Source organism: Caproiciproducens sp. (assembly GCF_053840905.1).
This window is the reverse complement of record NZ_JBNLXQ010000004.1, coordinates 119,185-139,842: the sequence shown is the minus strand read 5'-3', so window position 1 is coordinate 139,842 and position 20,658 is coordinate 119,185. Positions and strand designations below refer to the sequence as shown.

Here is a 20,658-nt window from a genome sequence, read left to right as displayed (position 1 = left end):
CGGGAAAGAAGACTTGATAATGTTAGTAACTTTAAAAGAAGTATTAAAGATTGCGGAAGCGGAAAAATGTGCGATCGGCTCGTTCAATACGCCGAGCCTGGAAAGTGTTATGGCGGTGATTGGCGCCGCGGAAGAATTAGGGACTCCGGTTATTCTCATGCATGCGGAAATTCATGAACAGTTTACCCCTTTATCCGTTATAGGGCCCGTTATGCTCGGAATGGCGAACAGGGCAAAAATACCGGTATGCGTCCATCTCGATCATGGCGTGACGCTGAGCTATTTGCAGGAAGCTCTTCAAATGGGCTTCACCTCCATTATGTATGACGGCTCCATGCTGAGTTATGAAAGAAATGTCGCCAACACCTGTATCGCTGTTGAAATGGCACGCAAAACGGGCGCGTCGGTTGAAGGTGAAATCGGCGTTTTGGGAAAGGATGAAATGGGGACTGACCATACTGAAAAAAATGGGGGTCCGACACCGGTTTATACGAACCCGGACGACGCCGGGCGTTTTGTCCGGGAAACAGGAATTGACGCTCTGGCGTGTTCTTTTGGAACAGTCCACGGAATTTATTTGAAAAAACCGCAGCTTGACATGGGCGTCCTCGAGAGAGTCAGAGCCAAGGCGGACGTGCCTCTTGTCATGCACGGCGGCTCCGGAGTGAGTGACGCGGATTACAAAAGGGCGATTCAAAATGGGATACGCAAAGTGAACTACTACACCTATATGGCAAAAGCCGGGGGAGAGGCCGTTGCAGAAAAGATAAAGGAAAATCAGGGAGAAATTATTTATTATCACGATATAGCCAGATGGGGAATTGACGCGATGAAAGAAAATGTGAAAAAGGCCATGAAGGTTTTCGCGGGGTTGGATTAAAAACAATTCCTTATGATACCCGCTTTCTATCTGAAAAGCTCCGCTGAATACTCAAAACAAATCTTTCCCCGGCTATTTATGAAAACTTTTGGTTATAATAAGAGTTCATATTTCCCAAAAAGATTTGCCTTTGAAAAAAGAGAATTGTCGGGCAGTGAAAGGATAATGACTTTTGAACAAAATGATCAATAAACCTGAGAACATGATCCGTGAAATGATCGATGGATATGTCGCTGCTTGTCCCCAGATCATTCAGGCCATGCCGGAGTACAACGGTGTGACGGTGAGGCAGAAGAAGGAAAAAGTATCCATTGTAACGGGGGGCGGGTCAGGACTTGAGCCGTGGGTCATCGGCTATGTGGGCGAAGGACTGGCTGACGGTGCGGCGATAGGGAACCTTTATACCGCTCCGCCGTCACGGACAATTTTAAATCTGACCAAGGCCGTATATCACGAACAAGGGGTTATTTATGTCTGTACGAATCATGCGGGCGACGTGCTGAATTTCGAGCTGGTCGGCGAGCTTGCCGAAATGGACGGCATCCGCACGCGCTGTGTGTTCGTCGCGGACGATATCACCAGCGCCCCGCGGGAGCAGCAGAGCGAACGGCGCGGCGTGGCGGGGGTTGCGCTGGTGATGAAGGTCGCCGGCGCGGCGTGCGGCGCCGGGCTGCAGCTGGACGACGCGGTACGGGTCATTCAGAAGGCGAACCAAAACACGTTCACGTTCAGCGTGACGACTTCTCCGGGGTATTTTCCAAACGGAAATAAAATGTTTGAAATGCCGGACGGCTTTATCGAATACGGCATGGGCTTTAACGGAGAACCGGGCGTTTTGCGCACGGAGCTGAAGCCCGCGGACGAAATCGCGGATACCATGCTGAAATACCTGCTGGACGACAGCGGGATTTCCGGCGGGGACGAGATCGCCGTCATGGTGAACGGGTTCGGTTTTACAAGCTTTCTGGAGCTGTGTATCGTAAACCGCAGGATCAGCGAAAGTCTCCGCGAGAAAAATATTATTCTGCACGATCTTTTTATTGATAATCTTTTTTGCCCGCAGGGGACCGGCGGGTTTTCCATTTCGATCCTGAAGCTGGACGAGGAGCTGAAACCGTATTACGACGCGCCCGCCTATTCGCCGTTCTTCAAAAAACGCGGGCCGGGATACTGAGTCGTATAAAATCAATCGGAGGAGACAGGGAAATGAAGGACACCATAAACATACGGCAGACGAGGGATATGTTTCTTTTTGTTGCACACAAAATTGTGGACAGCGAACAACTCCTGACTGAAATCGATTCAAAGCTGGGTGATGGTGATCACGGATTTGGCATGGCACTCGGTTTTAAAGCGGTGGAAAAGGCGTTGGGGGAAAGAGAATTTTCCACCGTGGAAGATGTTTTTCAGGAAGTGGGCATGACCCTTCTGGATACGATGGGCGGCGCTTCCGGCGTGCTCTTCGGCACGATGTTTATCAGCGGTGTCGCCGGAAAGGAATCCCATGAGCGGGCCGACCTGGCGCTGCTGGCCGGAATTTTCCGCCAGGCGCTGGAAGCGCTGAAGAAAAGGGGCAGGGCGCGGGTCGGCGACAAAACCATGGTGGACGCGTTCGAACCGGCGGTCGCCGGGCTGGAGGAAGGCGCGGCAAAGGCCGTTTCCCTGGAAGAAGGGCTTGCCCTGTGCGCGGCCGGCGCGAAAAAGGGGATGGAATACACCCGGGAATGCGTGGCCCGGTTCGGCCGCGCAAAATCCTATGGAACCAGGGCGATCGGCCTTCAGGACGCCGGGGCGACTTCTGTGTGGATCATTTTTCAGGCAATGTCGGACTGGGCTTCAGAGCATAGATAAACATCACAATTACCATTTTAACAGGATGGGGTACAAAGAATGATAACCACACTTACGCTGAACCCGTGCGTCGACAGAACCGTAACCGTTGACGGCTTTACCTACGGGGGAACCAATCATGTGGAAAATTTCCGGTGCGATGTTTCCGGCAAGGGAATCAACGTCAGCATCGCGCTGAACAATATAGGGGAAGAAACCCGCTGCCTGGGCTTTAATTATATGGACGGCGGATCGCTTCTGACGGATTTTTTAAACAGCGAAAAAATCAGCAGCGATTTTTTAAATGTAAAAGGGCAGCTCCGCACCAATATCAAGATCTTTGACAGAAAAGCCAGTGTGATGAGCGAGTTGAACGAAAGCGGCAATTTCGTAAACGGGGACTGCGTCGCGGACCTTGTGAAGAAAGTGGAGGAATATCTTCCCAGAACCTCGCTGCTTGTGCTGGACGGCAGCGTGCCGCCGGGTGTTTCCAAGGATATCTATAAAACCCTGACGGACAAGGCGAGGGAATACGGCGTGAAAACCGTGATCGACGCCTACGGCGAGCTGCTTCTGGAAGGGATCAAAGCCGGCCCGTACCTGATTAAGCCCAACAAGGACGAGCTTGAGGAAGCTTTCGGCGAAAAGCTTTCGTCAAAGGAAGACGTCATCCGCGTTGCCCGGAAAATCATCGGACAGGGCGTCGCCATAGTCTGCGTATCCATGGGCAAGGGCGGCGCGATGCTGATTACCCAAGACAAAGCTTACTTCTGCGCGGGGGCGGATATTCCTGTAAAGGGAGTGCAGGGCGCCGGGGATTCTCTGGTGGCCGGCATGTGCTGCGCGATTGTGCGCGGTCTTTCCTGCGCGGAGATGCTCCGTTACGGCGTGGCTGTGGCGCACGGTTCCCTGACGCTGGAGGGTACCCAGATGTGTACGCTGGAAAGCTTCCAAAAAATGCTTCCGCTGATTCATACCGAAGAAATTGGGATAAGATAGGAGATTTTGATATGCCGTTAGTAACAACCCGGGAGCTTTTGCTGGACGCAAGGCGCGGCGGCTACGCGGTTGCCGCGTTCAATATCGAAAACATGGAAATGGTTCAGACCGTCATTCGGACGGCCGACGAAATGAGGAGTCCCGTCATCATACAGACGACGCCGGGAACAGTGAATTACGCGGGTTTCAACATGCTGCGCGCGATGGTCGCGGTCGAAGCGGCAAAGACGGATATGCCGGTGGCCGTGCATCTTGACCACGGCGACAGCTATGAGCGGTGCGCCGCGGCGATGGATTCCGGCTATACCTCCGTCATGATCGACGGCTCCAAGCTTCCCTATGAGGAAAATATCGCCGTTACCAAAGCGGTCGTCGACCTCGCGGCAAAAAAGAACATCGACGTGGAGGGCGAGCTCGGCAGGGTCGGCGGCAAGGAGGATACCCACGAGGTAAAAGCCGGGGAGGATATCTACACCGATCCGCAGCAGGCGAAGGATTTCGCCGAAAGGACGGGCGTCCGTTCGCTGGCGGTCGCCGTCGGCACCGCGCACGGCTTCTATCGGGGAGAGCCGAAGCTCGATTTCGGCCGCCTGGAAAAAATCGTCGGGCTCGTCAATATTCCGATCGTGCTCCACGGCGCCTCCGGCGTGCCGGACGAAGCGGTCCGCCGCGCGGTCGGGCTGGGCGTCTGCAAGGTGAATTTCGCGACGGAGCTGCGCGCCGCCCTGACCAAAGGGGTGCGCGAGGCCCTCGGGGACGAAGCCGTCTACGACCCGAAGGTGTTTATGAAGCTGGGCAAAAAACAGGTCGGGGAGGTCGTAAGGCACAAAATCCAGGTGTGCGGGTGCGACAACAGAGCCTGAAAAATATTTGGAACAGACGAATTTGGAGTAAATCCATTTTCATAAAATTTTAGGAGGATTAAAAATGAAAAGGTTTGGCAAATTATTAAGTATCGTTTTGGCAGCAGCGACCCTTATTTCCACTCTTGCGGCCTGTGCCGGCCCGGGTACCGCCGCCAGCAGCGAAGCCGCGAGCACGCCCGCTTCCGCGGCGGACGGTGCCAAAAAAGAGCTCACCATTGGCGTCAGCCTTCTGACCAGAGAGCACGTTTTCTACAACAACATTGAAACAGCGTTAAACAGCAAGGCAAAAGAACTCGGCGTAAAGCTCGTTGTTCAGGACGCCAATCAGGACGCCAGCAAACAGCTCAGCCAGGTTCAGGACTTCATCACGCAGAAGGTCGACGCGATCATCCTCTGCCCCACCAACTCCGCCGGCAGCAAATCCATGGTTGAGCTTGCGGAAAAAGCAAACATCCCGGTGCTGACAATGGACATTGAATCTGACGGAAACACCGTCTGCCACGTTGCCACGGACAATAAAAAGGGCGGCGAGCTGGCTGCCGAATATCTGGCAAACAACGTATTGAAGGATAAAAAAGGAAATGCGGCAGTGATCACCTATTCGGAAGTAGAAGCCTGTATCCAGCGCGAAAAAGGGTTTACAGAGTGGCTGCAGAAAAATGCGCCGGACATTAAGGTGATCGATATTCAAAACTATTCCGGAGATCAGGCGAAGGCCGCTGACGCAATGCAAAACATGCTGCAAAAGCACGACAATCTGGACGTAGTCTTTTGTGTCGGAGACCCGGCCGCGATGGGCGCGCTTTCCGCCATAAAATCCGCCAACAAGCAGGTTAAAATCATCGGCTTCGACGGCAACCCTGAGGGCGTAGCTGAAATCAAGAAGCCGGACAGCCTTTGGGTGGCGGACGTTGCGCAGGATCCCGAAAAAATCGGCGCAACCACGATTCAGGCCGCTGTCGACACCATAAACGGCAAGACCGTAGAAAAACTGATCGCGATTCCTCCGTATATCATCGATCAGTCCAACGCCAAATAAGTCTACCTGATTATTTTGCGGGGATGGGTGAGCCATTGCCTGTCCCCGCCATTTCATTTTGTATGGAAAGGAAGCATACAAATGGGGCGGAAACCGATTGTAGAGTTGTCCAATATCAATAAGTCCTTTCCCGGGGTGAAAGCGCTGTCCGATATTTCGGTAGATTTTTATCCGGGCGAAGTCCATGTTCTTTTGGGCGAGAACGGAGCCGGGAAATCCACGCTGATCAAGATCATCTCCGGAGTGTACCAGACCGACAGCGGAAGCCTGAAAGTCAATGGTGAAGAGGTGCGCTTTATGAACACCCGAGAGGGGCTGGCGCACGGGATCAGCGTAATCCATCAGGAATTGAGCGTAATTCCCGATTTGACCGTGGCGGAAAACATATTTCTTGGGCGCGAGCCGAAGCTCAGGGGAACCAATCTGATCGACAAAAAGACCATGAACCAGAAAACACAGGAGATTTTGGATTCCATCGGAGTCCGGATCAACGCAAAGGCTATGATACGCCGCCTGAACAACGCCGACAGGCAGATGGTGGAAATCGCCAGGGCGGTCTCGCAGGACAGCTCGCTGGTCATCATGGACGAACCGACCTCCTCTCTTTCCAACAAAGAGGTGGACGCGCTGTTCACTGTCATCAATAAATTGAAGACAAACAATGTCGCGGTTATTTATATATCGCACAGACTGAAAGAAATTACGGCCATCGGCGACCGCATCAGCATCCTGCGCGACGGGCAGCTGATCAGGACGGCCCTGTTGTCTGAAATTTCGGAGGACGACATGATTACCCTGATGGTCGGGCGGCAGATGACCCAGTTTTACTACCGGCCGGAAAAGGACGCGGTCAAGGACGAAATCGTGCTGAAGGCCGAGCATCTGACGCGCAGCGGCGTATTTGAGGACGTGTCCTTCGAGCTCAGGAAGGGCGAGATCCTGGGCGTCGCCGGGCTGATCGGCGCGGGCAGAACCGAAGTGATGCGCGCGATTTTCGGGGCGGATAAGCTGGACGGCGGAAAATGCTCTGTTTTCGGGAAAGAGGTCCGCTTTGAATCCCCGCGCGAGGCGATCAAGGCGGGAATCGGGCTGATTCCCGAGGACAGAAGAGGCCAGGGCCTGCTGCTGCAGAAATCCGTGAAGGAAAACACTTCGCTCGCCAGCCTTTACGCAAACTCCAACCGCGGGGTGATCGACCGGAAATGGGAAACGGACGTGGCCCGCGACTACATTCAGCGGCTCCACACCAAAACCCCGGACGAAAACGCGCGGACCAAGAACCTTTCCGGCGGAAACCAGCAAAAGGTGGTTATTGCCAAATGGCTGGTTGCGAAATCGAAAATCCTGATCATGGATGAGCCCACCAGGGGCATCGACGTCAACGCGAAAGCCGAAATCTACGCCCTGATGAAGGAATTTGTCGAAAACGGCGGGAGCATCATCATGGTATCGTCCGAAATGCCGGAGGTCATCGGCGTTTCCACCCGCATCATGATCATGCGCGAGGGACGCGTTTCGGGCACGCTCGACAATACCGATGTCGCCGAAAAAGATATCATGAAGCTTGCCAGCCTGAACGCTGGCTGAGCCGGGAGGCATAAAAATGAAAAATGAAATTGCTATGAAAAAGCTCAGGCATATTACCCAGGATTACACCATGGTGCTCTTTTTGGCGGCGCTGTTTCTTGTTTCCCTGATCTTTGTGCCGCGCTTCTCCGAAGTGGGCAACCTGATTAACGTACTGATGCAGATCACCATCAACGCGCTGATCGCGACGGGCATGACCTTTGTCATCCTGACCGGCGGCATCGACCTTTCCGTCGGCTCGGTCGCGGCGCTTTCCGGCATCGTGTCCACTTCCCTGATCCAGCTTGTGCCGAACGCCGGAATCCCGATGAGCCTGCTGGTGATTTTCGGAACCTCCCTCGTGGTCGGCGGCGTCTGCGGCACGATCACGGCGTTTAACATCGCGAAGCTGCGCGTGCCTCCCTTTGTGGCCACGCTGGCTATGATGAGCATCGCGAGGGGCCTTGCCTACGTCTATACCAACGCGAAGCCGGTATTCGGACTTCCGGACGCTTACGCGTGGCTCGGTCTCGGCTATATCGGGCCGATCCCGGTCATGGTCATCATCATGATTATCATTCTCGCGGTCGCTTTTCTGGTCCTGCGCCGGACCTGCTTCGGCCGCTATGTCTTCGCCGTAGGCAGCAGCGAGGACGTTTCCCAGCTGAGCGGCATCAATGTAAAACGGGTCAAATTTTACGTATACATCATCTGCGCCGTTCTGGCTGCCCTTGCCGGCGCGGTGCTCTCCTCCCGGCTGCAGGCGGGCCAGCCCGCGGCGGCCAACGGTTACGAGCTGAACGCGATCGCGGCGGTCGCCATGGGCGGAACCAGCATGAGCGGCGGGCGCGGCGGCATCAGCCAGACCGTCCTCGGCCTGTGCGTCATCGGGATCATCAACAACGCGCTCAGCCTTCTGGGCGTTTCCTCCTACTGGCAGACCATTGCCATGGGCGCGATCATCCTGATCGCGGTGATCTTCGATCAGAATAAAAAAGACCTGTAAAACAGACGGGGCCCCTGCGCTCCGCTGAAGTTCATGCGGAAACCGGAAAGGACGGCTGCTTCAATGGTGGAAAAAACGGTTCGATGGGGAGTCCTCGGCTGTGCGGGAATCGCACAACGGAAAGTGCTCCCGGGAATGCTGCATGCGGAAAACGCGGTCCTGCGGGCACTTTCCAGCAGGGGAAGCAGCGAGAAGCTGAAACGGTTCGCGGAAAAGTTCCACCCGCAAAAGACCTATGAAAGCTACGAGGCGCTGCTGGACGACCCCGATGTGGACGCAGTTTATATTCCCCTTCCGAACGGGCTGCACTGCGAATGGGTGCTGCGCGCCGCGGAGAAGAAAAAGAATGTCCTCTGCGAAAAGCCTCTCGGCGTGTCCGTCGAAGAGGTCAGGCGGATGAAGGCGGCGTGTGACGAAAACGGCGTGCTCCTGATGGAGGCGTTCGCTTACCGGCAAAGCCCCCTGACCCAAAAGGCGAAAAGCATTGTGGAATCGGGCGCTTTGGGTACGGTAAAATATATCGAGTCCTGTTACGGCTACAATCTGGAGAACGAGGCGGACGTCCGTCTGTCCGCAGCGCTGCGCGGCGGCGCGACCTACGACGTCGGCTGCTACAACCTGAACCTGATCCGTTACCTTGCGGGCGCCGAGCCCGTCCGGGTCAGCGCGTTTGGGAAAATTTCCGAAAAGCACGCGGTGGATACGGAAAGCTGCATCATGATGGAATTCCCCGGCGGCATCCGCGCCGTTTCTTACTGCAGCCTGACGATTTTCCGTTCCCACCGGTATCTGGTCATCGGCGATAAAGGGTCGCTGACCGTGCCGACCGAGTTCAATACCGAGGGCGAGGGGAAAATCCTTTTGACTTCGGAGGGGAAAACCGAAGAGCTCACCATAGACTGCCCGGACAACTACCGGCTCGAAATCGAGCAGTTCGGCAGGGCGGTGCTGGGGCAGGAACCCGGGCTGATCTCTTTCGGGGATTCTCTGGGCAATGCGGAGGTCATAGAGGAAGCCTTAAAACAAATTCAAAATTAAGTTCCGAAGCTTTTTCTTTTAATAAAACCCCTCTTTCTCAGGCGGGGACTGTTCCGGCAATCGGCCGGGACGGTCCCCGCTTTGCGTTCTATTCCTTTCTGTGTTCGATGATATCGGAGACTTCACAGTTTAAAATAAAACACAGCGTGTCAAGCGTTTTCATGGTAATGGCTTTTCCATGCTTCATTCTGTGCAGGATGTTGGAGGAAAAGCCATATTTGAAAATCAGTTGATATTCCGTCATGCTTTTTTGAAACAGGGTTCTGTAAAATGGTTGATAACTGATCATTACTATCACCTCAACAGTAGAGTAACATACTTAAAGTATTGACTATACTCAAAATATTGACTATAATGTACATTGAGGTGAAAAGAATATGCCGGATTATAAGAAAATGTACTGTTCTCTATTTAATGATGTTACACAGGTAATCAGACAGCTGCAGGCAGCTCAGCAAAAAACCGAAGAGCTTTATGTACATACGGATGAAACACCCGTCAATTTTCTCCGCGAAGAGGATCGCTGCCGCTATGGAAAACAGCAGAAAAATTAACATTTCCGTGTTATAATGTTAAAAAAATGAAGGGAATGAGGCTATGTGTCAATAGAATACCGGCATGAAATTACGGTGGAGGATTACAACGCGCTGCGCAGGGCGGTGGGGTGGGACCCGATCGAACCCGCTCAGGCAAAGGAAGGGCTGCGCAATTCCGCGTACATCATCTGTGCGGTGGACGGGGATAAAATCGTCGGACATGCCCGCGCCGTCAGCGACGGCGGGTACGTCGTGCTGATTTCAGACGTGATCGTCCGTCCGGACTATCAGAAAAACGGCATTGCAAAGACGATGGTACAGGGATTGATGGATTATTTTACCGCCCGGCTGAAGAGCGGTCAGGCGATCCTCTTTAACCTGATGGCCGCCAAGGGCAGGGAATCCTTTTATAAACAGCTCGGCTTTTCGGAGCGCCCCAATGACGAAGTGGGCGCCGGGATGTCGCAGTGGTTCAGAAAGAAATAAAATATACATATGGTATTATTTATGTAAAATATAAACACCGCATGTTCACGGGTTCGCCGTGAGCATGCGGTGTTCTGATTTCTGCTTTTCCCTGATTATCGCTTTTCGCCGGCGGCCGCAATGATTTTGATCAGCAGGTCGGCAACGCCCACGTTGTAGCCGCTGCAGGCGTAAATTCCCCGGCCGTCCCGCGCGACAATGGTGAGCGGCAGCTTTTCCGGGTCCACAAAGGTTCTGCGCGCCAGCGGGGCGGCGGTTTCGGCAAAGTCCGAGTAATAGACGCGCGCGCCGGGAATGGCTCTGCACGCTTTCGCAAAGGTTTCGTTCTCCCACGCGGAGCGGCCGCGGAGGATGAAAATCAGCTCGCAGCCGAGGGCGTTCAGCTTTTCCCGCGCCCCGATCAATTCATTGAGGATATGCTCCGTAGGCTCGCGGCCCTCTTCCAGCCAGATCATCACGGCGGTTTTTCCGTCCGTGACGGCGGCGGACGAAACGGGCTCGCCACCGCCGCCGGCAAGCTGGAAGGGCGGCAGCGGGATATCCACGAACAGGTCGGAAATCTGCGTTTGGAACAGGGAAACGGCAAGCGTCTTCGATTCCTGATCCGCAAGGCGGAAGCAGTACTTTTTGGCAAACTGGTTGCCGTTGGGCGTGCGGCTGGAGGTAATCAGCCGGTATTGGCCCGGAAGAAGGGGAAGCGTCAGCGCTCCGTCCGTCCAGACGGAGTCCGTCAGCTCCAGAGTCCGGTACACGCCGTCCTTCAGCACGGCGATGGTCCAGTTGTGCAGATACGACCAGTTTTCCCCGCCGCCCAAAAGGGTCAGCACGGCGCTGCCGCGGGATTCCCCGGGTATTTCCTGCGCGTTTTTGAACCTGCCGTTTTGGTAATACTGCGGATATAAATTAACAGGATTGATACGCGCCGGAATCCCCAGCGTGCGGCAGACAGCGGTAAACAGCACGCCGCGCCCCATTTCGTTTGCCTGTCCGCTGGAAAGGATCCCCGCGGGGGTGCCGGGCAGCCGTTCGCTGTCGCGTTCCGCCGGGCCCTCAAAGCGGGAAATGAATCCCCACACCCTTTCGGGCTGTTTGCGGAACGCCGCCGCGTCCTGTTCGTCCAGCAGGCCGGAAAGCAGTCTGCTGTAAGGCGTCAGCTGCTCAAAATGCGCCCGGGGGCAAAGGATGTAAGGGACAAAGATTTCTTCGGGATAATCCGCCCGGTACCGGAGCGAATGCGTGAAGTGCTCCGTTAAGAGGGCGGCTCCGACGTCGCGCCAGTCCTTTTCCGGCAGGGATTGCAGCATTTTCAGCTGAAGCTCCCGGGTTTCCCCGCCGAAATCCATGGAAAGGAAACGGTACAGCTCCTCAAAATTGCCTTCGGCGGCTTTCAGGACGGCCAGAACCTCCTGCGGGCGGGCAAAATTCGCGGCGAGCTTCTCGGCTTTTTCCTTTTGATAGAAGCTTTTGGCGTACTGCTGGCGTTTCCGTTCGGCGCCGTCGACGATCTGTTTTCGCCGTTCCTTCTGCTCCGGGGAAAGCAGCGAAAGATTCCGGGTGCTGTCCTTCGGCGCACGGAAGCAGAAATCCTCCCGCGCGTCCGGTTCGGCCCGCACTGCGCCGGAAAAGTCGACGGTGACGCCGTCGGTTTCCTCCGTATCGGCAAAGGCTTCCGTAAATCTTCCGCCCTTTTCCGCGTGAATGTGAACGCTGCCGAATCCAAGCGTGACCCCGGCCCGGCCCGCTTCGTCGGTGACGACGGCCGCCACCGGGAAAAATTCGGCGCCGTTGAGCAGCTCGAACCCCACGGTCACGCCGGGAACCGGCCCCGAAGCGTCCGTAACCGTGACGGTGAAGCGGCGCGCGTCCGCGTATCTCCGGATTTCGTTCAGAACGATGGTCTGCCCGTCCGTGCAGATGGCTTCCTCGTCCCCGATCGGCAGGAAGGATTTGCTGTCCATCAGCATGGAGCGCGCGGCAGCCTCCGTGAACCAGCCGCGGTTGAGCACCGGCTCCGGCTCGCACGCGCCGAGGAAGTACCATTCCCCGTCGCACCAGACCTCCACCCACGCGTGATTGTCGTCGCAGTGCGCCCAGCGGGGCGTATAGACCTGCCGCGCGGGAATGCCCACGCTGCGCAGGGCGGTGACGGCAAAGGTGGATTCCTCGCCGCAGCGGCCGTAAGAGGACCTCAGCGCGGTAAGGGGGGAAACGGTCCTCTCGTCGGTGGCCTGATAGGTGACGTGCTCGGCGCACCAGACGTTTACCTCCAGCGCGGCCTCCTTCATGCCCATGCCCCGGATTCTTTCTTTCAGGGCGTCATAAAAAAATCTGCGGCAGTCTTCTATCTTCTCATTGTTGATCCGGTAATATAAAACGTAATTCAGAAAAATATTCTCAGGAATCCGGCCGCCCCACGGGGAATGCTCCCTCAGGAACAGGCCGAAATCCGCATAGCTCAGGTAGAGGGAAAAATCGTAGTCCCCCAGGTCGGCGGACGGCATGGTGCCGTAGAAAAACTCCATGACGGTCCGCCGGCCGCACTCGCAGCCGTCCAGCCGCGAAAGGATCTCCCCGCCGCGCCGCCCCAGAGTGGACTGCGTTTTGAGGAACTGCCGGTGAACGGAGTCCTGTAACTCCTGTGAAAATATCATTTACATGATCCTCCTAACATACGCCCGGACCGCTCATTTGCCGGGGGACTGAATCAGATGGCAGGCCACCCAGTGGCCCGGCTCCGCCTCCACCATTTCCGGAGCCTGCTTTTTGCAGAGCTCCGTGGCTTTCGGACAGCGGGAACAGAAGTGGCAGCACTCCGGCAGATTGATCGGACTGGGGATGCTCCCCTGCAGCACGACGCGGCTGCGGGACTGCTCCAGGTCCGGGTCGGGCAGGGGGATGGCGGACAGGAGCGCCTGCGTGTAGGGGTGCAGCGGATTTTCAAACAGCTCCCGGCTGGAGGCCAGCTCCGCCATGCTGCCGAGGTACATCACGCCCACGCGGTCGCTGATGTGCTTGACCATGGAAAGGTCGTGCGCAATGAACAGATAGGTCAGCTGGCGCTGCTCCTGCAGCTTTTTCAGCAGGTTGATGACCTGCGCCTGGATGGACACGTCCAGCGCGGAGATCGGTTCGTCCGCGATGATGAAGTCCGGGTTGACCGCCAACGCGCGGGCAATGCCGATGCGCTGGCGCTGGCCGCCGGAAAATTCGTGGGGGAAACGGTTGGCGTGCTCCTCCTGCAGGCCGACGACCTCCAACAGGTCGACGACCATCTGGGCGCGCTCCTGCGCGGACTTCGCCAGCCCGTGCGCGTCGATCCCCTCCGCGATGATGTCCATGACCTTCATGCGCGGGTTCAGGGAGGCGTACGGGTCCTGGAAAATCATCTGCATCCGGCGCGAAAGCTCGTGGCTCTGCGCGCCGCTCAGCTTTCCGTGGACGTTGACCCCGTCGAACAAGACTTCGCCCCCCGTCGCGCCGTAAAGCCGGATGATGGTGCGGCCCAGCGTGGATTTTCCGCAGCCGGACTCGCCGACCAGGCCGAAGGTTTCCCCTTTGTAGACCGTAAAGCTGACGTTGTCCACCGCTTTCAGGGTCTGGTGTTTTCCCACGTTAAAATATCTTTTCAGGTTTTTCACCTGCAAAATCACTTTATTGTCAGTCATGATCTTCACCGTCCTTTTCGTCGTCCTGCTGCGCCCGGCTGTCCAGCAGCCAGCAGGCGGCGCGGTGCGTGTCGGAAAGTCGGGTGTATTCCGGCATGAATTCCTGGCAAACCTTTAGGGTGTGCGGGCAGCGCGCAGCGAACGGACAGCCCTTCGGCGGGTCCATCAGGTCGGGCGGCGTGCCGGGGATGGAGAAAAGCTGCTGGTCGTCCTCGTGCAGCTTCGGGATGGAGGCCAGAAGCCCCTTTGTATAAGGATGGGCGGTGCGGTAGAACAGGTCGCGCACGCTGCCGGTTTCGACCAGCTTGCCGCCGTACATGACGGCTACGCGGTTCGCGATGTTGGCGACCACGCCCAGGTTGTGGGTGATAAGGATAATCGAGGTATCGATTTTTCCCTGCAGATCCTTCATCAGGTCCAGAATCTGCGCCTGAATGGTAACGTCCAGCGCGGTGGTGGGTTCGTCCGCGATCAGCACCTTCGGGCTGCACGCCAGCGCGATCGCAATGACCACGCGCTGGCGCATGCCGCCGGAGAGCTGATGGGGGTACTGGGAAAAGCGCGTTTCCGGGTTGGACAGGCCGACCAGCCGGATCTGCTCGACCGCCTTTTCCTTCAGCTGCTCCTTTGTCAGGTCGCTGCGGTGCTCATGCAGGACCTCCATGATCTGTTTGCCCACCGTCATGGTCGGGTTCAGGGAGGTCATCGGGTCCTGAAAGATCATCGAGATGTCGCAGCCCCTGATCTTCTGCATCTCCTGCTCGTTCAGCGCGGCAAGGTCCCTGCCCTCCAGATGGACGGAGCCCTCCGCAATTTTGCCGTTTGTGGGCAGCAGGCCCATTATCCCCTTGACCGTGATGGATTTTCCGGAGCCGGACTCCCCCACGATGGCGAGGGTCTCTCCCTTTTCCAGCGAAAAGCTCACGCCGCGCACAGCCTGCACAACGCCGTGCTGTGTATGGATATGGACGTTCAGATTTTCAACTTCCAGAAGCTTACTCATAGCGCGTCCTCCTCACTGTCTCATTCTCGGGTCAAGCGCGTCGCGCAGCCCGTCGCCCAAAATGCTGAAGCAGACCATGATTAAAACGATGATCACGGCCGGAAAAATCAGCAGGAACGGAAAATTCTGAAGCACCTGATACCCGTTGTTGATCAGAACGCCGAGCGAGGCCTGCGGCTCCGCCAGGCCGATTCCGATAAAGCTCAGAAACGCTTCGGTGAAAATCGCCGACGGAATGGTGAACATGGCGTTGATGACGATGACGCCCACGGTATTCGGAATCAGATGCTTGGTAATAATTTCTCTGTTGCCGGTGCCCAGAACGCGGGCGGCCAGAACAAATTCCTGATTTTTCAGCTTTAAAATCTGCGCGCGCACCAATCGCGCCATATTGACCCATCCGGTGATGGAAAGGGCCAGAACAATGGTCCAGATTCCGGCGGGCATGATCATCATCAGCAGGATCACGATAATCAGCTGCGGGATGCCGACCAGAATTTCAATGATTCTCTGCATCACCGCGTCCACTCTGCCGCCGAACAGCGCGGAAACCGCGCCGAAGGTAACGCCGATAAAGAGATCGATAAACGCCGCGGCGACCGCGATCAGCAGGGAAATGCGCGTGCCCTGCCAGATGCGCGCCCACTGGTCGCGCCCGAACTGGTCGGTTCCGAACAGATGCGCCGCGCTGGGCCCGTTGTAGGTGTGCTGGTAATCGGTGTCGTAAAAGGTGTACTTCGAGAACATCGGCCCGAATACGGCCAGAAGAATGATCACAACCAGAATCACCAGGCTGACGACCGCCGCCTTGTTCTTTTTCAGCCGTAGCCAGCCGTCCTGAAACGCGGTCAGGTTGGGGCGGGCGATATGTTCTCTTTCGTCCTTATCCACCACGGCTTTTGTGAAAAGCTCCCGTGGGATCTCTATTTTCTGCGCCATGCCGTCACTCCCCTTTCCCGCCGGAGGCCAGGCGGATTCTCGGGTCGATTACCGAATAAAGGATATCGACCACCATCACCACAAAGATGTAGAACGCGCTGTAAAAAATGGTGATGCCCATAATGGTGGAATAGTCGTTCGTCTTGATGGAATCGACAAACAGGCTGCCGATGCCCGGGATGCTGTAGATGTTTTCCACCGCCAGCGAGCCGGTCAGCAGATTGACCACGATCGGCCCCAGAATGGTGACGACGGGAATGATGGAGTTGCGCACCGCGTGGCGCATCAGCACCTTGAGCTGGTTCAGGCCCTTCGCCCGCGCGGTGACGATATAGTCCTGCTCCAGTACGTCCAGCATTTCGGTCCGCATAAACCGCGCGATCATTGCCGTCACGCCGAACGACAGCGCGATGGACGGCAGAACGGAGCTTTTCCAGCTCTGCCAGAAGGCGACGGGCAGCACGCCCCATTTTAGACCCACATAATATTGCAGAAGCGCCGCGGCGACGAAGTTCGGCACGGAAACGCCCAGCACGGCGACCACCATGGTAAAGTAGTCGATGCCGCTGTTGTGCCGCCAGGCGGCGATGATCCCCAGGATCAGCCCGACGGAAAGGCCGATCAGGATCGCCTGGAGGCCGATCAGCGCGGACGGGCCGATCCGCCCCAGAATGACCCCGGAAACCGGCTGGCCCGTGTAGAAAAAGGAGGTTCCGAAATCCCCCCTGAACACATTGCCGATATATTTCCCGTACTGCACGATGACCGGATCGTTCAGACCGTATTTTTCAAGGAACTGCGCCTGCTGCGCCGCCGACAGCAAAGAGAAGCGCTCCGCGTCGAACGGGGTGCCCGGCAGCTTCTTCATCAGAAAGAAGGTCGTGGTGACGATGATCAGCAAGGTAATCAGCAGATACACAATCCGTTTACAGATATATTTGAACATTCCGTATGCCCTCCTTATCTCAGTGATGACAAAGAGGAGGTCATTGACGATCCTCCTCTTTGTCTTTATGGAATATAAGGTAAATTTATTTCAAGGAAGCATATTTGAATTCGATCGGCGGTCCGAACGGATGGGTGACCAGATTCTCTACGTTCGGTTTTGTCAGGTAGGCAAAGCCTCTGTAGAACAGCGGGGAAACAACCGCGTCTTCGGAAACCAGCGCCTTTTCGGCGGAGAGCATATCCTGCAGGCGCTTCGCGTCGTCGGTCTGTTTCTTCGCGTCGGCAATCAGGGAGTTGTAGGTGTCGCTCTTGTAGTTGCCGCGGTACGGCGTGCCGTTGGTCCAGAGGTCCATGTAGGTCATGGCGTCGTCATAGTCGGCGCCCCACGCGGTGACGGCCATCTGGTAGTTGTTGTCGTCCATCAGCTGATTTTTTGCTTTCTTGGTTTTGGAGTCGATCTTGACGTCGATTCCCAGATTCTTCTTGAATTCGCCCTGAATATAGGTGGCGACCGTCTTTGTCACAGAATCGTCTTCCGTCAGAAGGGTCAGGGAGGGCGCGCTGCCCAGCTCCTTTACGCCCTTGTCCCAGCACTCCTTGGCTTTCGCGGCGTCAAAGGTGGTGATGTCCCCGTTCAGCTCACGGAAGGACTTGGTGCCGTCGCCGAACATGCCGTTGGCAATCAGGCCGGTAGCCGGGGCGGAACCGTCCGCAAGAACAACCTCCGCCAGAGTCTTGCGGTCCACGGCGTAGCCGAGGGCAAGGCGGATGTTCTTGTTGGAAACCGCTTTGTTGGCAAGGTTGAACTGAAGGTAGTTGGTCCTGAATTCGCTGGTGGAGCTGAATTCAGCGCTGGATTTCATTGCCGGTACGTCGGAAGAGGAAAGCGTTACCCGGGAGAGCTCGCCGGACTTGTAGGCGTTGAGCGCGGTGGCCTGCTCCTTGATGATGCGGACGCTGACATTGGAAACCTTGACGTTTGCCGCGTCCCAGTAGCCGTCGTTCTTCTTGAGGGTGCTGCCGCTTGCCGGGTCATAGGCGGCAAGGGTGTACGGGCCGCAGTAAATCATATTGTCCGCCTTCAGGCCGTAGTTTGCGCCCTGTGACTTGACATATTCCTCGTTGAGAGGGAAGAACATGGGCAGAACGGTCAGCCTGACAAAATAAGGGGTGGGCTGTTTGAGCCTTACTTCCAGAGTTTTGTCGTCGAGCGCCTTTATTCCGACGTCCTCCGCCTTGGCCTTGTTGTCAAGGTACTCGGCGCCGTTTACGATGTAATCCGTCATAATGAAGGAATAGCCGTTGGTGGCGTCCGTGCTCATCTGCTTGAGCCACGAGAACACAAAGTCCTTTGCGGTGAGCGCGGTGCCGTTGCTCCATTTCAGGCCGTCCCTCAGGGTAAAGGTGTAGGTCAGCTTGTCGTCGGATACCTTGTAGCTTTCCGCCAGCGCCGGTTCCGGCTCATGCTTTTCGTTCAGGCGGTAAAGGCCCTCGGATACGTTGTTCAGGATGGTAAACGAGTTGTTGTCGGACGCGGCCCACTGCACCAGAGTCCTGATTTCGTTGGTGTCGTAGACGGTGATGGTGCCGTCCGAAGTCTTTGCGGCGTCTTCGGACTGGGCCGGGCCGGATGCCGCTGCGCTGCTCGCCGTGCCGGTAAAGCCGCAGCCGCCGGTTGCCAGTGCCATGGAAGCCGCCAGAATCAGCGCAAGCAGTTTGCTCTTTTTCATAAAGGAATCACTTCTTTCTTTTATAATGGATATTTTTAAATTCTGTACAAAGTAAACAGTTTCTTTCTACAGAATACCGCTGATGGGGAATGCGGCGGGTGAATGATTTCCGTTTAAAAGATGCAAAATTATTAGTTTGTTTTGTTTCCGAACTATTAACAGCTATGATATTACCACCAACTCCGGAAAATGTCAATCGAAACAACCGTTTTTTATTTAAAATCCGGGTATTGTAATTCCTGTTTTCTCATGATATGATGAATAAAAAAGTTCGTACAGAGTACGAACGAAACCTTTTTGAACGGATCGTGATGGACATCAAACAGACTGTGGACCAAACGCATATCAGGTCAATCAACCAAAGGGTGATTCTGGACAAAATCTATAGCGACGAGCCGATTTCCAGGGCCGAACTGGCGCGTGAGCTGTTCATCAGCAAGTCCGCTATGACGGAAAATATTGCAGCTTTGCTGAACATGGGCATCATACAGGAGTTCGGCGAGGGGGTTTCCATGTCCTCCGGAGGAAGAAAACCGATTTTGTTGAAATTTAACAAGGCATACCGGTATATGATTGCGATCGAGCTGAACTTCGAGGACCCGATTTTCGTGCTTGCGAATCTGGGCGGGGAGATCATCAATAAATTTACGGTGAACATTTCCAATGATTCCCCCTACGCCACCAGACTGGAGCTGGTGCTGAACGCGGTCAGGCTTCTGCTTTCCTCCAACAACCTGACCAGCGGGGACCTGGCCATCATCGCCATTTCGTGCCCCGGCATCTATGACCCGGTCAACAGGACCTTTTTTGCCAACTCCAATTTTGCCAACTGGAACATGGGCGATTTTTCGCGGAAGATGGAGGAGTGCTTCGGCACCTCGGTGCTGGTGGTCAACGACGTGAACGCGGCGGCGGTGGGAGAGTTCACCAGCGGCGCAGGGAAAAATTCCAGGGACCTCGTATACGTCAGCGGCGGCCTGGGGCTGGGCGCGGGCATTATCCTGAACGGGGAGCTTTACGGGGGGAGCGCCAACTGCGCCGGTGAGATCGCGAACGAGATCACCATCCAGAACGAAACATCCCGCGCGCGCGGGATGTCCTTCAACAATCTGGGCGGCTCGGCCAACATCTACGGGCTGACGGACAGAATCCGCGGGGAAGCGCCGCAGGGCACGCGGGACGCTTTTGCCGCGCTGGGCAAAAGCCCCGAAAGGATCGGCTTTAAGGATATTATCCGGGTGTGGCGGGACGGCGACCCGTTCCTGAAAGCCTGTGTGGACGACATTGCGGTCATTATCGGCGGAAGCATTTCCAACATTGTCTGCCTGCTGAACTGCGATCTGGTGATATTCGGCGGGGAATATACCGTCTTCCACGCGCAGATGCTCCCGATCATCAACCGGATCGTGCGGGAAAACGCGTTTGCCCCGGTACAGGTGGTTCCCGCCCTGCTGGAAAAGAATTCGGGAATATACGGCCTTTTTGCGCTGTCCAAAGAGGTGATCTTCGACAGGCTGTGCAACCAGGGCCACGAACGTACCTGATCAGGCTTCTTTTGCGCCGCGCACCATGGAAGCCGCCGCCTCTTCGATCGCGGCGATTTTATAGGAGCTGTTCCACCGGTTCACGCCGATAAAATCATAGACCTTTGCGCTCAGATGACGGCAGAGCCGCTCCATCTGCTCCAGACAGCTGATCATCCCGTTGCCGGAGCCGCCGGGAGAAGCGATCAGCAGGACGGGCTTTCCGGCCATTGCGCCTGACTCGCCCTTTCTCGCCTCACAGCGGCGGAACCGGTCGAAGAAAGCCTTCATCGCTTCGGTCATATCCCCCCAGTACACGGGGGTGTCAAGGACCACGGCGTCCGCCTTGGCGATTTTTTGCTGGATCTGCGTGAAGCCGTCCACCCCGAAGACGCAGGTGTGCTCGTCGCGGCAGATTCCCCAGCCGTCGCCGCACATGGCGCAGCGGACGAGGCCGTAATCGCACAGCCGGATGATTTCGCAGTCCGCTCCCCCTTTCTTCGCGCCGGCGTAAGCCGCCTCCACACAGGAGCAGCACAGGCCTTCCGTTTTGGGCGTGCCCGACAGAATCAAAACCTTCATTTGAAAAATCCCCTTTTCTATG

General features: G+C 56.1%; 20 protein-coding genes. 12 read left to right on the top strand and 8 right to left on the bottom strand.

Annotated elements, in window-relative coordinates; all coding sequences use genetic code 11:
• The first annotated feature begins 19 nt into the window (after positions 1 to 19).
• From ACQGQ5_RS05405 to ACQGQ5_RS05365, 9 genes are all read left to right on the top strand, one after another.
• Positions 20 to 880 (top strand): class II fructose-bisphosphate aldolase, encoded by an 861-nt coding sequence (locus ACQGQ5_RS05405; protein ID WP_455735533.1) that lies wholly within the window; start codon positions 20 to 22, stop codon positions 878 to 880.
• A 181-nt stretch (positions 881 to 1,061) separates the two neighbouring features.
• Positions 1,062 to 2,054: a dihydroxyacetone kinase subunit DhaK gene (locus ACQGQ5_RS05400; RefSeq protein WP_455735661.1), complete on the top strand. Its 993-nt coding sequence runs from the start codon at positions 1,062 to 1,064 to the stop codon at positions 2,052 to 2,054.
• Between the two features lie 32 nt (positions 2,055 to 2,086).
• On the top strand, positions 2,087 to 2,731 hold the full coding sequence (gene dhaL, locus ACQGQ5_RS05395; RefSeq protein ID WP_455735532.1) for a dihydroxyacetone kinase subunit DhaL: 645 nt from the start codon (positions 2,087 to 2,089) through the stop codon (positions 2,729 to 2,731).
• 39 nt (positions 2,732 to 2,770) lie between these two features.
• The gene (gene pfkB / locus ACQGQ5_RS05390) at positions 2,771 to 3,709 is read left to right on the top strand and encodes a 1-phosphofructokinase (protein WP_455735531.1); all 939 of its coding nucleotides are present in this window, start codon (positions 2,771 to 2,773) and stop codon (positions 3,707 to 3,709) included.
• A gap of 11 nt (positions 3,710 to 3,720) precedes the next feature.
• Positions 3,721 to 4,572: a class II fructose-bisphosphate aldolase gene (locus tag ACQGQ5_RS05385; protein ID WP_455735530.1), complete on the top strand. Its 852-nt coding sequence runs from the start codon at positions 3,721 to 3,723 to the stop codon at positions 4,570 to 4,572.
• A gap of 64 nt (positions 4,573 to 4,636) precedes the next feature.
• Positions 4,637 to 5,614 (top strand): substrate-binding domain-containing protein, encoded by a 978-nt coding sequence (locus ACQGQ5_RS05380; protein WP_455735529.1) that lies wholly within the window; start codon positions 4,637 to 4,639, stop codon positions 5,612 to 5,614.
• An 81-nt stretch (positions 5,615 to 5,695) separates the two neighbouring features.
• On the top strand, positions 5,696 to 7,201 hold the full coding sequence (locus ACQGQ5_RS05375; protein ID WP_455735528.1) for a sugar ABC transporter ATP-binding protein: 1,506 nt from the start codon (positions 5,696 to 5,698) through the stop codon (positions 7,199 to 7,201).
• A 16-nt stretch (positions 7,202 to 7,217) separates the two neighbouring features.
• Positions 7,218 to 8,186: an ABC transporter permease gene (locus tag ACQGQ5_RS05370; protein ID WP_275714917.1), complete on the top strand. Its 969-nt coding sequence runs from the start codon at positions 7,218 to 7,220 to the stop codon at positions 8,184 to 8,186.
• Positions 8,187 to 8,249: 63 nt separating this feature from the next.
• Positions 8,250 to 9,224, top strand: coding sequence for a Gfo/Idh/MocA family protein (locus tag ACQGQ5_RS05365; protein ID WP_455735527.1), 975 nt, complete (start codon positions 8,250 to 8,252; stop codon positions 9,222 to 9,224).
• An 88-nt stretch (positions 9,225 to 9,312) separates the two neighbouring features.
• Here ACQGQ5_RS05365 and ACQGQ5_RS05360 read toward each other — a convergent pair whose 3' ends face one another.
• Positions 9,313 to 9,513 carry a helix-turn-helix domain-containing protein gene (locus tag ACQGQ5_RS05360; protein WP_455735526.1) on the bottom strand — a complete coding sequence of 67 codons (201 nt, stop codon included), beginning with the start codon at positions 9,511 to 9,513 and terminating at the stop codon, positions 9,313 to 9,315.
• A gap of 88 nt (positions 9,514 to 9,601) precedes the next feature.
• On the opposite strand from ACQGQ5_RS05360, the gene ACQGQ5_RS05355 reads away from it, so the two are divergent.
• Both ACQGQ5_RS05355 and ACQGQ5_RS05350 read left to right on the top strand, forming a co-directional pair.
• Positions 9,602 to 9,778, top strand: a complete 177-nt coding sequence (locus tag ACQGQ5_RS05355) for a hypothetical protein (RefSeq protein WP_275714911.1) — start codon at positions 9,602 to 9,604, stop codon at positions 9,776 to 9,778.
• Positions 9,779 to 9,823: 45 nt separating this feature from the next.
• A complete protein-coding gene (locus tag ACQGQ5_RS05350) occupies positions 9,824 to 10,246 on the top strand; it encodes a GNAT family N-acetyltransferase (protein WP_455735525.1) in 423 nt (140 codons plus the stop codon).
• Between the two features lie 95 nt (positions 10,247 to 10,341).
• On the opposite strand, the gene ACQGQ5_RS05345 is transcribed toward ACQGQ5_RS05350, so the two are convergent.
• From ACQGQ5_RS05345 to ACQGQ5_RS05320, 6 genes are all read right to left on the bottom strand, one after another.
• Positions 10,342 to 12,897, bottom strand: a complete 2,556-nt coding sequence (locus ACQGQ5_RS05345) for a transglutaminase domain-containing protein (protein WP_455735524.1) — start codon at positions 12,895 to 12,897, stop codon at positions 10,342 to 10,344.
• Positions 12,898 to 12,930: 33 nt separating this feature from the next.
• Positions 12,931 to 13,911: an ABC transporter ATP-binding protein gene (locus tag ACQGQ5_RS05340; RefSeq protein ID WP_455735523.1), complete on the bottom strand. Its 981-nt coding sequence runs from the start codon at positions 13,909 to 13,911 to the stop codon at positions 12,931 to 12,933.
• Complete coding sequence (locus ACQGQ5_RS05335) at positions 13,904 to 14,914, bottom strand: ABC transporter ATP-binding protein (RefSeq protein WP_455735522.1); 1,011 nt, start codon at positions 14,912 to 14,914, stop codon at positions 13,904 to 13,906. Before ACQGQ5_RS05335 ends, ACQGQ5_RS05340 begins: the two co-directional genes overlap by 8 nt.
• A 12-nt stretch (positions 14,915 to 14,926) precedes the next feature.
• Positions 14,927 to 15,853: an ABC transporter permease gene (locus tag ACQGQ5_RS05330; RefSeq protein ID WP_455735521.1), complete on the bottom strand. Its 927-nt coding sequence runs from the start codon at positions 15,851 to 15,853 to the stop codon at positions 14,927 to 14,929.
• 4 nt (positions 15,854 to 15,857) lie between these two features.
• Complete coding sequence (locus tag ACQGQ5_RS05325) at positions 15,858 to 16,799, bottom strand: ABC transporter permease (RefSeq protein ID WP_455735520.1); 942 nt, start codon at positions 16,797 to 16,799, stop codon at positions 15,858 to 15,860.
• An 85-nt stretch (positions 16,800 to 16,884) separates the two neighbouring features.
• The gene (locus ACQGQ5_RS05320; RefSeq protein WP_455735519.1) at positions 16,885 to 18,531 is read right to left on the bottom strand and encodes a peptide ABC transporter substrate-binding protein; all 1,647 of its coding nucleotides are present in this window, start codon (positions 18,529 to 18,531) and stop codon (positions 16,885 to 16,887) included.
• Between the two features lie 311 nt (positions 18,532 to 18,842).
• Here ACQGQ5_RS05320 and ACQGQ5_RS05315 point away from each other — a divergent pair, with 311 nt between their 5' ends.
• Positions 18,843 to 20,075, top strand: a complete 1,233-nt coding sequence (locus tag ACQGQ5_RS05315; protein ID WP_455735518.1) for an ROK family transcriptional regulator — start codon at positions 18,843 to 18,845, stop codon at positions 20,073 to 20,075.
• Here ACQGQ5_RS05315 and ACQGQ5_RS05310 read toward each other — a convergent pair whose 3' ends face one another.
• Positions 20,076 to 20,636, bottom strand: coding sequence for a flavodoxin family protein (locus ACQGQ5_RS05310; RefSeq protein ID WP_455735517.1), 561 nt, complete (start codon positions 20,634 to 20,636; stop codon positions 20,076 to 20,078).
• Positions 20,637 to 20,658: the final 22 nt, after the last annotated feature.

Coding starts and splice junctions, on each gene's coding strand:
- ACQGQ5_RS05360 (WP_455735526.1), bottom strand. CDS start 9,513: ATGATCAGTTATCAACCATTTTACAGAACCCTGTTTCAAAAAAGCATG.
- ACQGQ5_RS05375 (WP_455735528.1), top strand. CDS start 5,696: ATGGGGCGGAAACCGATTGTAGAGTTGTCCAATATCAATAAGTCCTTT.
- ACQGQ5_RS05355 (WP_275714911.1), top strand. CDS start 9,602: ATGCCGGATTATAAGAAAATGTACTGTTCTCTATTTAATGATGTTACA.
- ACQGQ5_RS05340 (WP_455735523.1), bottom strand. CDS start 13,911: ATGACTGACAATAAAGTGATTTTGCAGGTGAAAAACCTGAAAAGATAT.
- ACQGQ5_RS05315 (WP_455735518.1), top strand. CDS start 18,843: ATGGACATCAAACAGACTGTGGACCAAACGCATATCAGGTCAATCAAC.
- ACQGQ5_RS05330 (WP_455735521.1), bottom strand. CDS start 15,853: ATGGCGCAGAAAATAGAGATCCCACGGGAGCTTTTCACAAAAGCCGTG.
- pfkB (WP_455735531.1), top strand. CDS start 2,771: ATGATAACCACACTTACGCTGAACCCGTGCGTCGACAGAACCGTAACC.
- ACQGQ5_RS05380 (WP_455735529.1), top strand. CDS start 4,637: ATGAAAAGGTTTGGCAAATTATTAAGTATCGTTTTGGCAGCAGCGACC.
- ACQGQ5_RS05325 (WP_455735520.1), bottom strand. CDS start 16,799: ATGTTCAAATATATCTGTAAACGGATTGTGTATCTGCTGATTACCTTG.
- ACQGQ5_RS05345 (WP_455735524.1), bottom strand. CDS start 12,897: ATGATATTTTCACAGGAGTTACAGGACTCCGTTCACCGGCAGTTCCTC.
- dhaL (WP_455735532.1), top strand. CDS start 2,087: ATGAAGGACACCATAAACATACGGCAGACGAGGGATATGTTTCTTTTT.
- ACQGQ5_RS05370 (WP_275714917.1), top strand. CDS start 7,218: ATGAAAAATGAAATTGCTATGAAAAAGCTCAGGCATATTACCCAGGAT.
- ACQGQ5_RS05400 (WP_455735661.1), top strand. CDS start 1,062: ATGATCAATAAACCTGAGAACATGATCCGTGAAATGATCGATGGATAT.
- ACQGQ5_RS05335 (WP_455735522.1), bottom strand. CDS start 14,914: ATGAGTAAGCTTCTGGAAGTTGAAAATCTGAACGTCCATATCCATACA.
- ACQGQ5_RS05365 (WP_455735527.1), top strand. CDS start 8,250: ATGGTGGAAAAAACGGTTCGATGGGGAGTCCTCGGCTGTGCGGGAATC.
- ACQGQ5_RS05385 (WP_455735530.1), top strand. CDS start 3,721: ATGCCGTTAGTAACAACCCGGGAGCTTTTGCTGGACGCAAGGCGCGGC.
- ACQGQ5_RS05405 (WP_455735533.1), top strand. CDS start 20: ATGTTAGTAACTTTAAAAGAAGTATTAAAGATTGCGGAAGCGGAAAAA.
- ACQGQ5_RS05320 (WP_455735519.1), bottom strand. CDS start 18,531: ATGAAAAAGAGCAAACTGCTTGCGCTGATTCTGGCGGCTTCCATGGCA.
- ACQGQ5_RS05310 (WP_455735517.1), bottom strand. CDS start 20,636: ATGAAGGTTTTGATTCTGTCGGGCACGCCCAAAACGGAAGGCCTGTGC.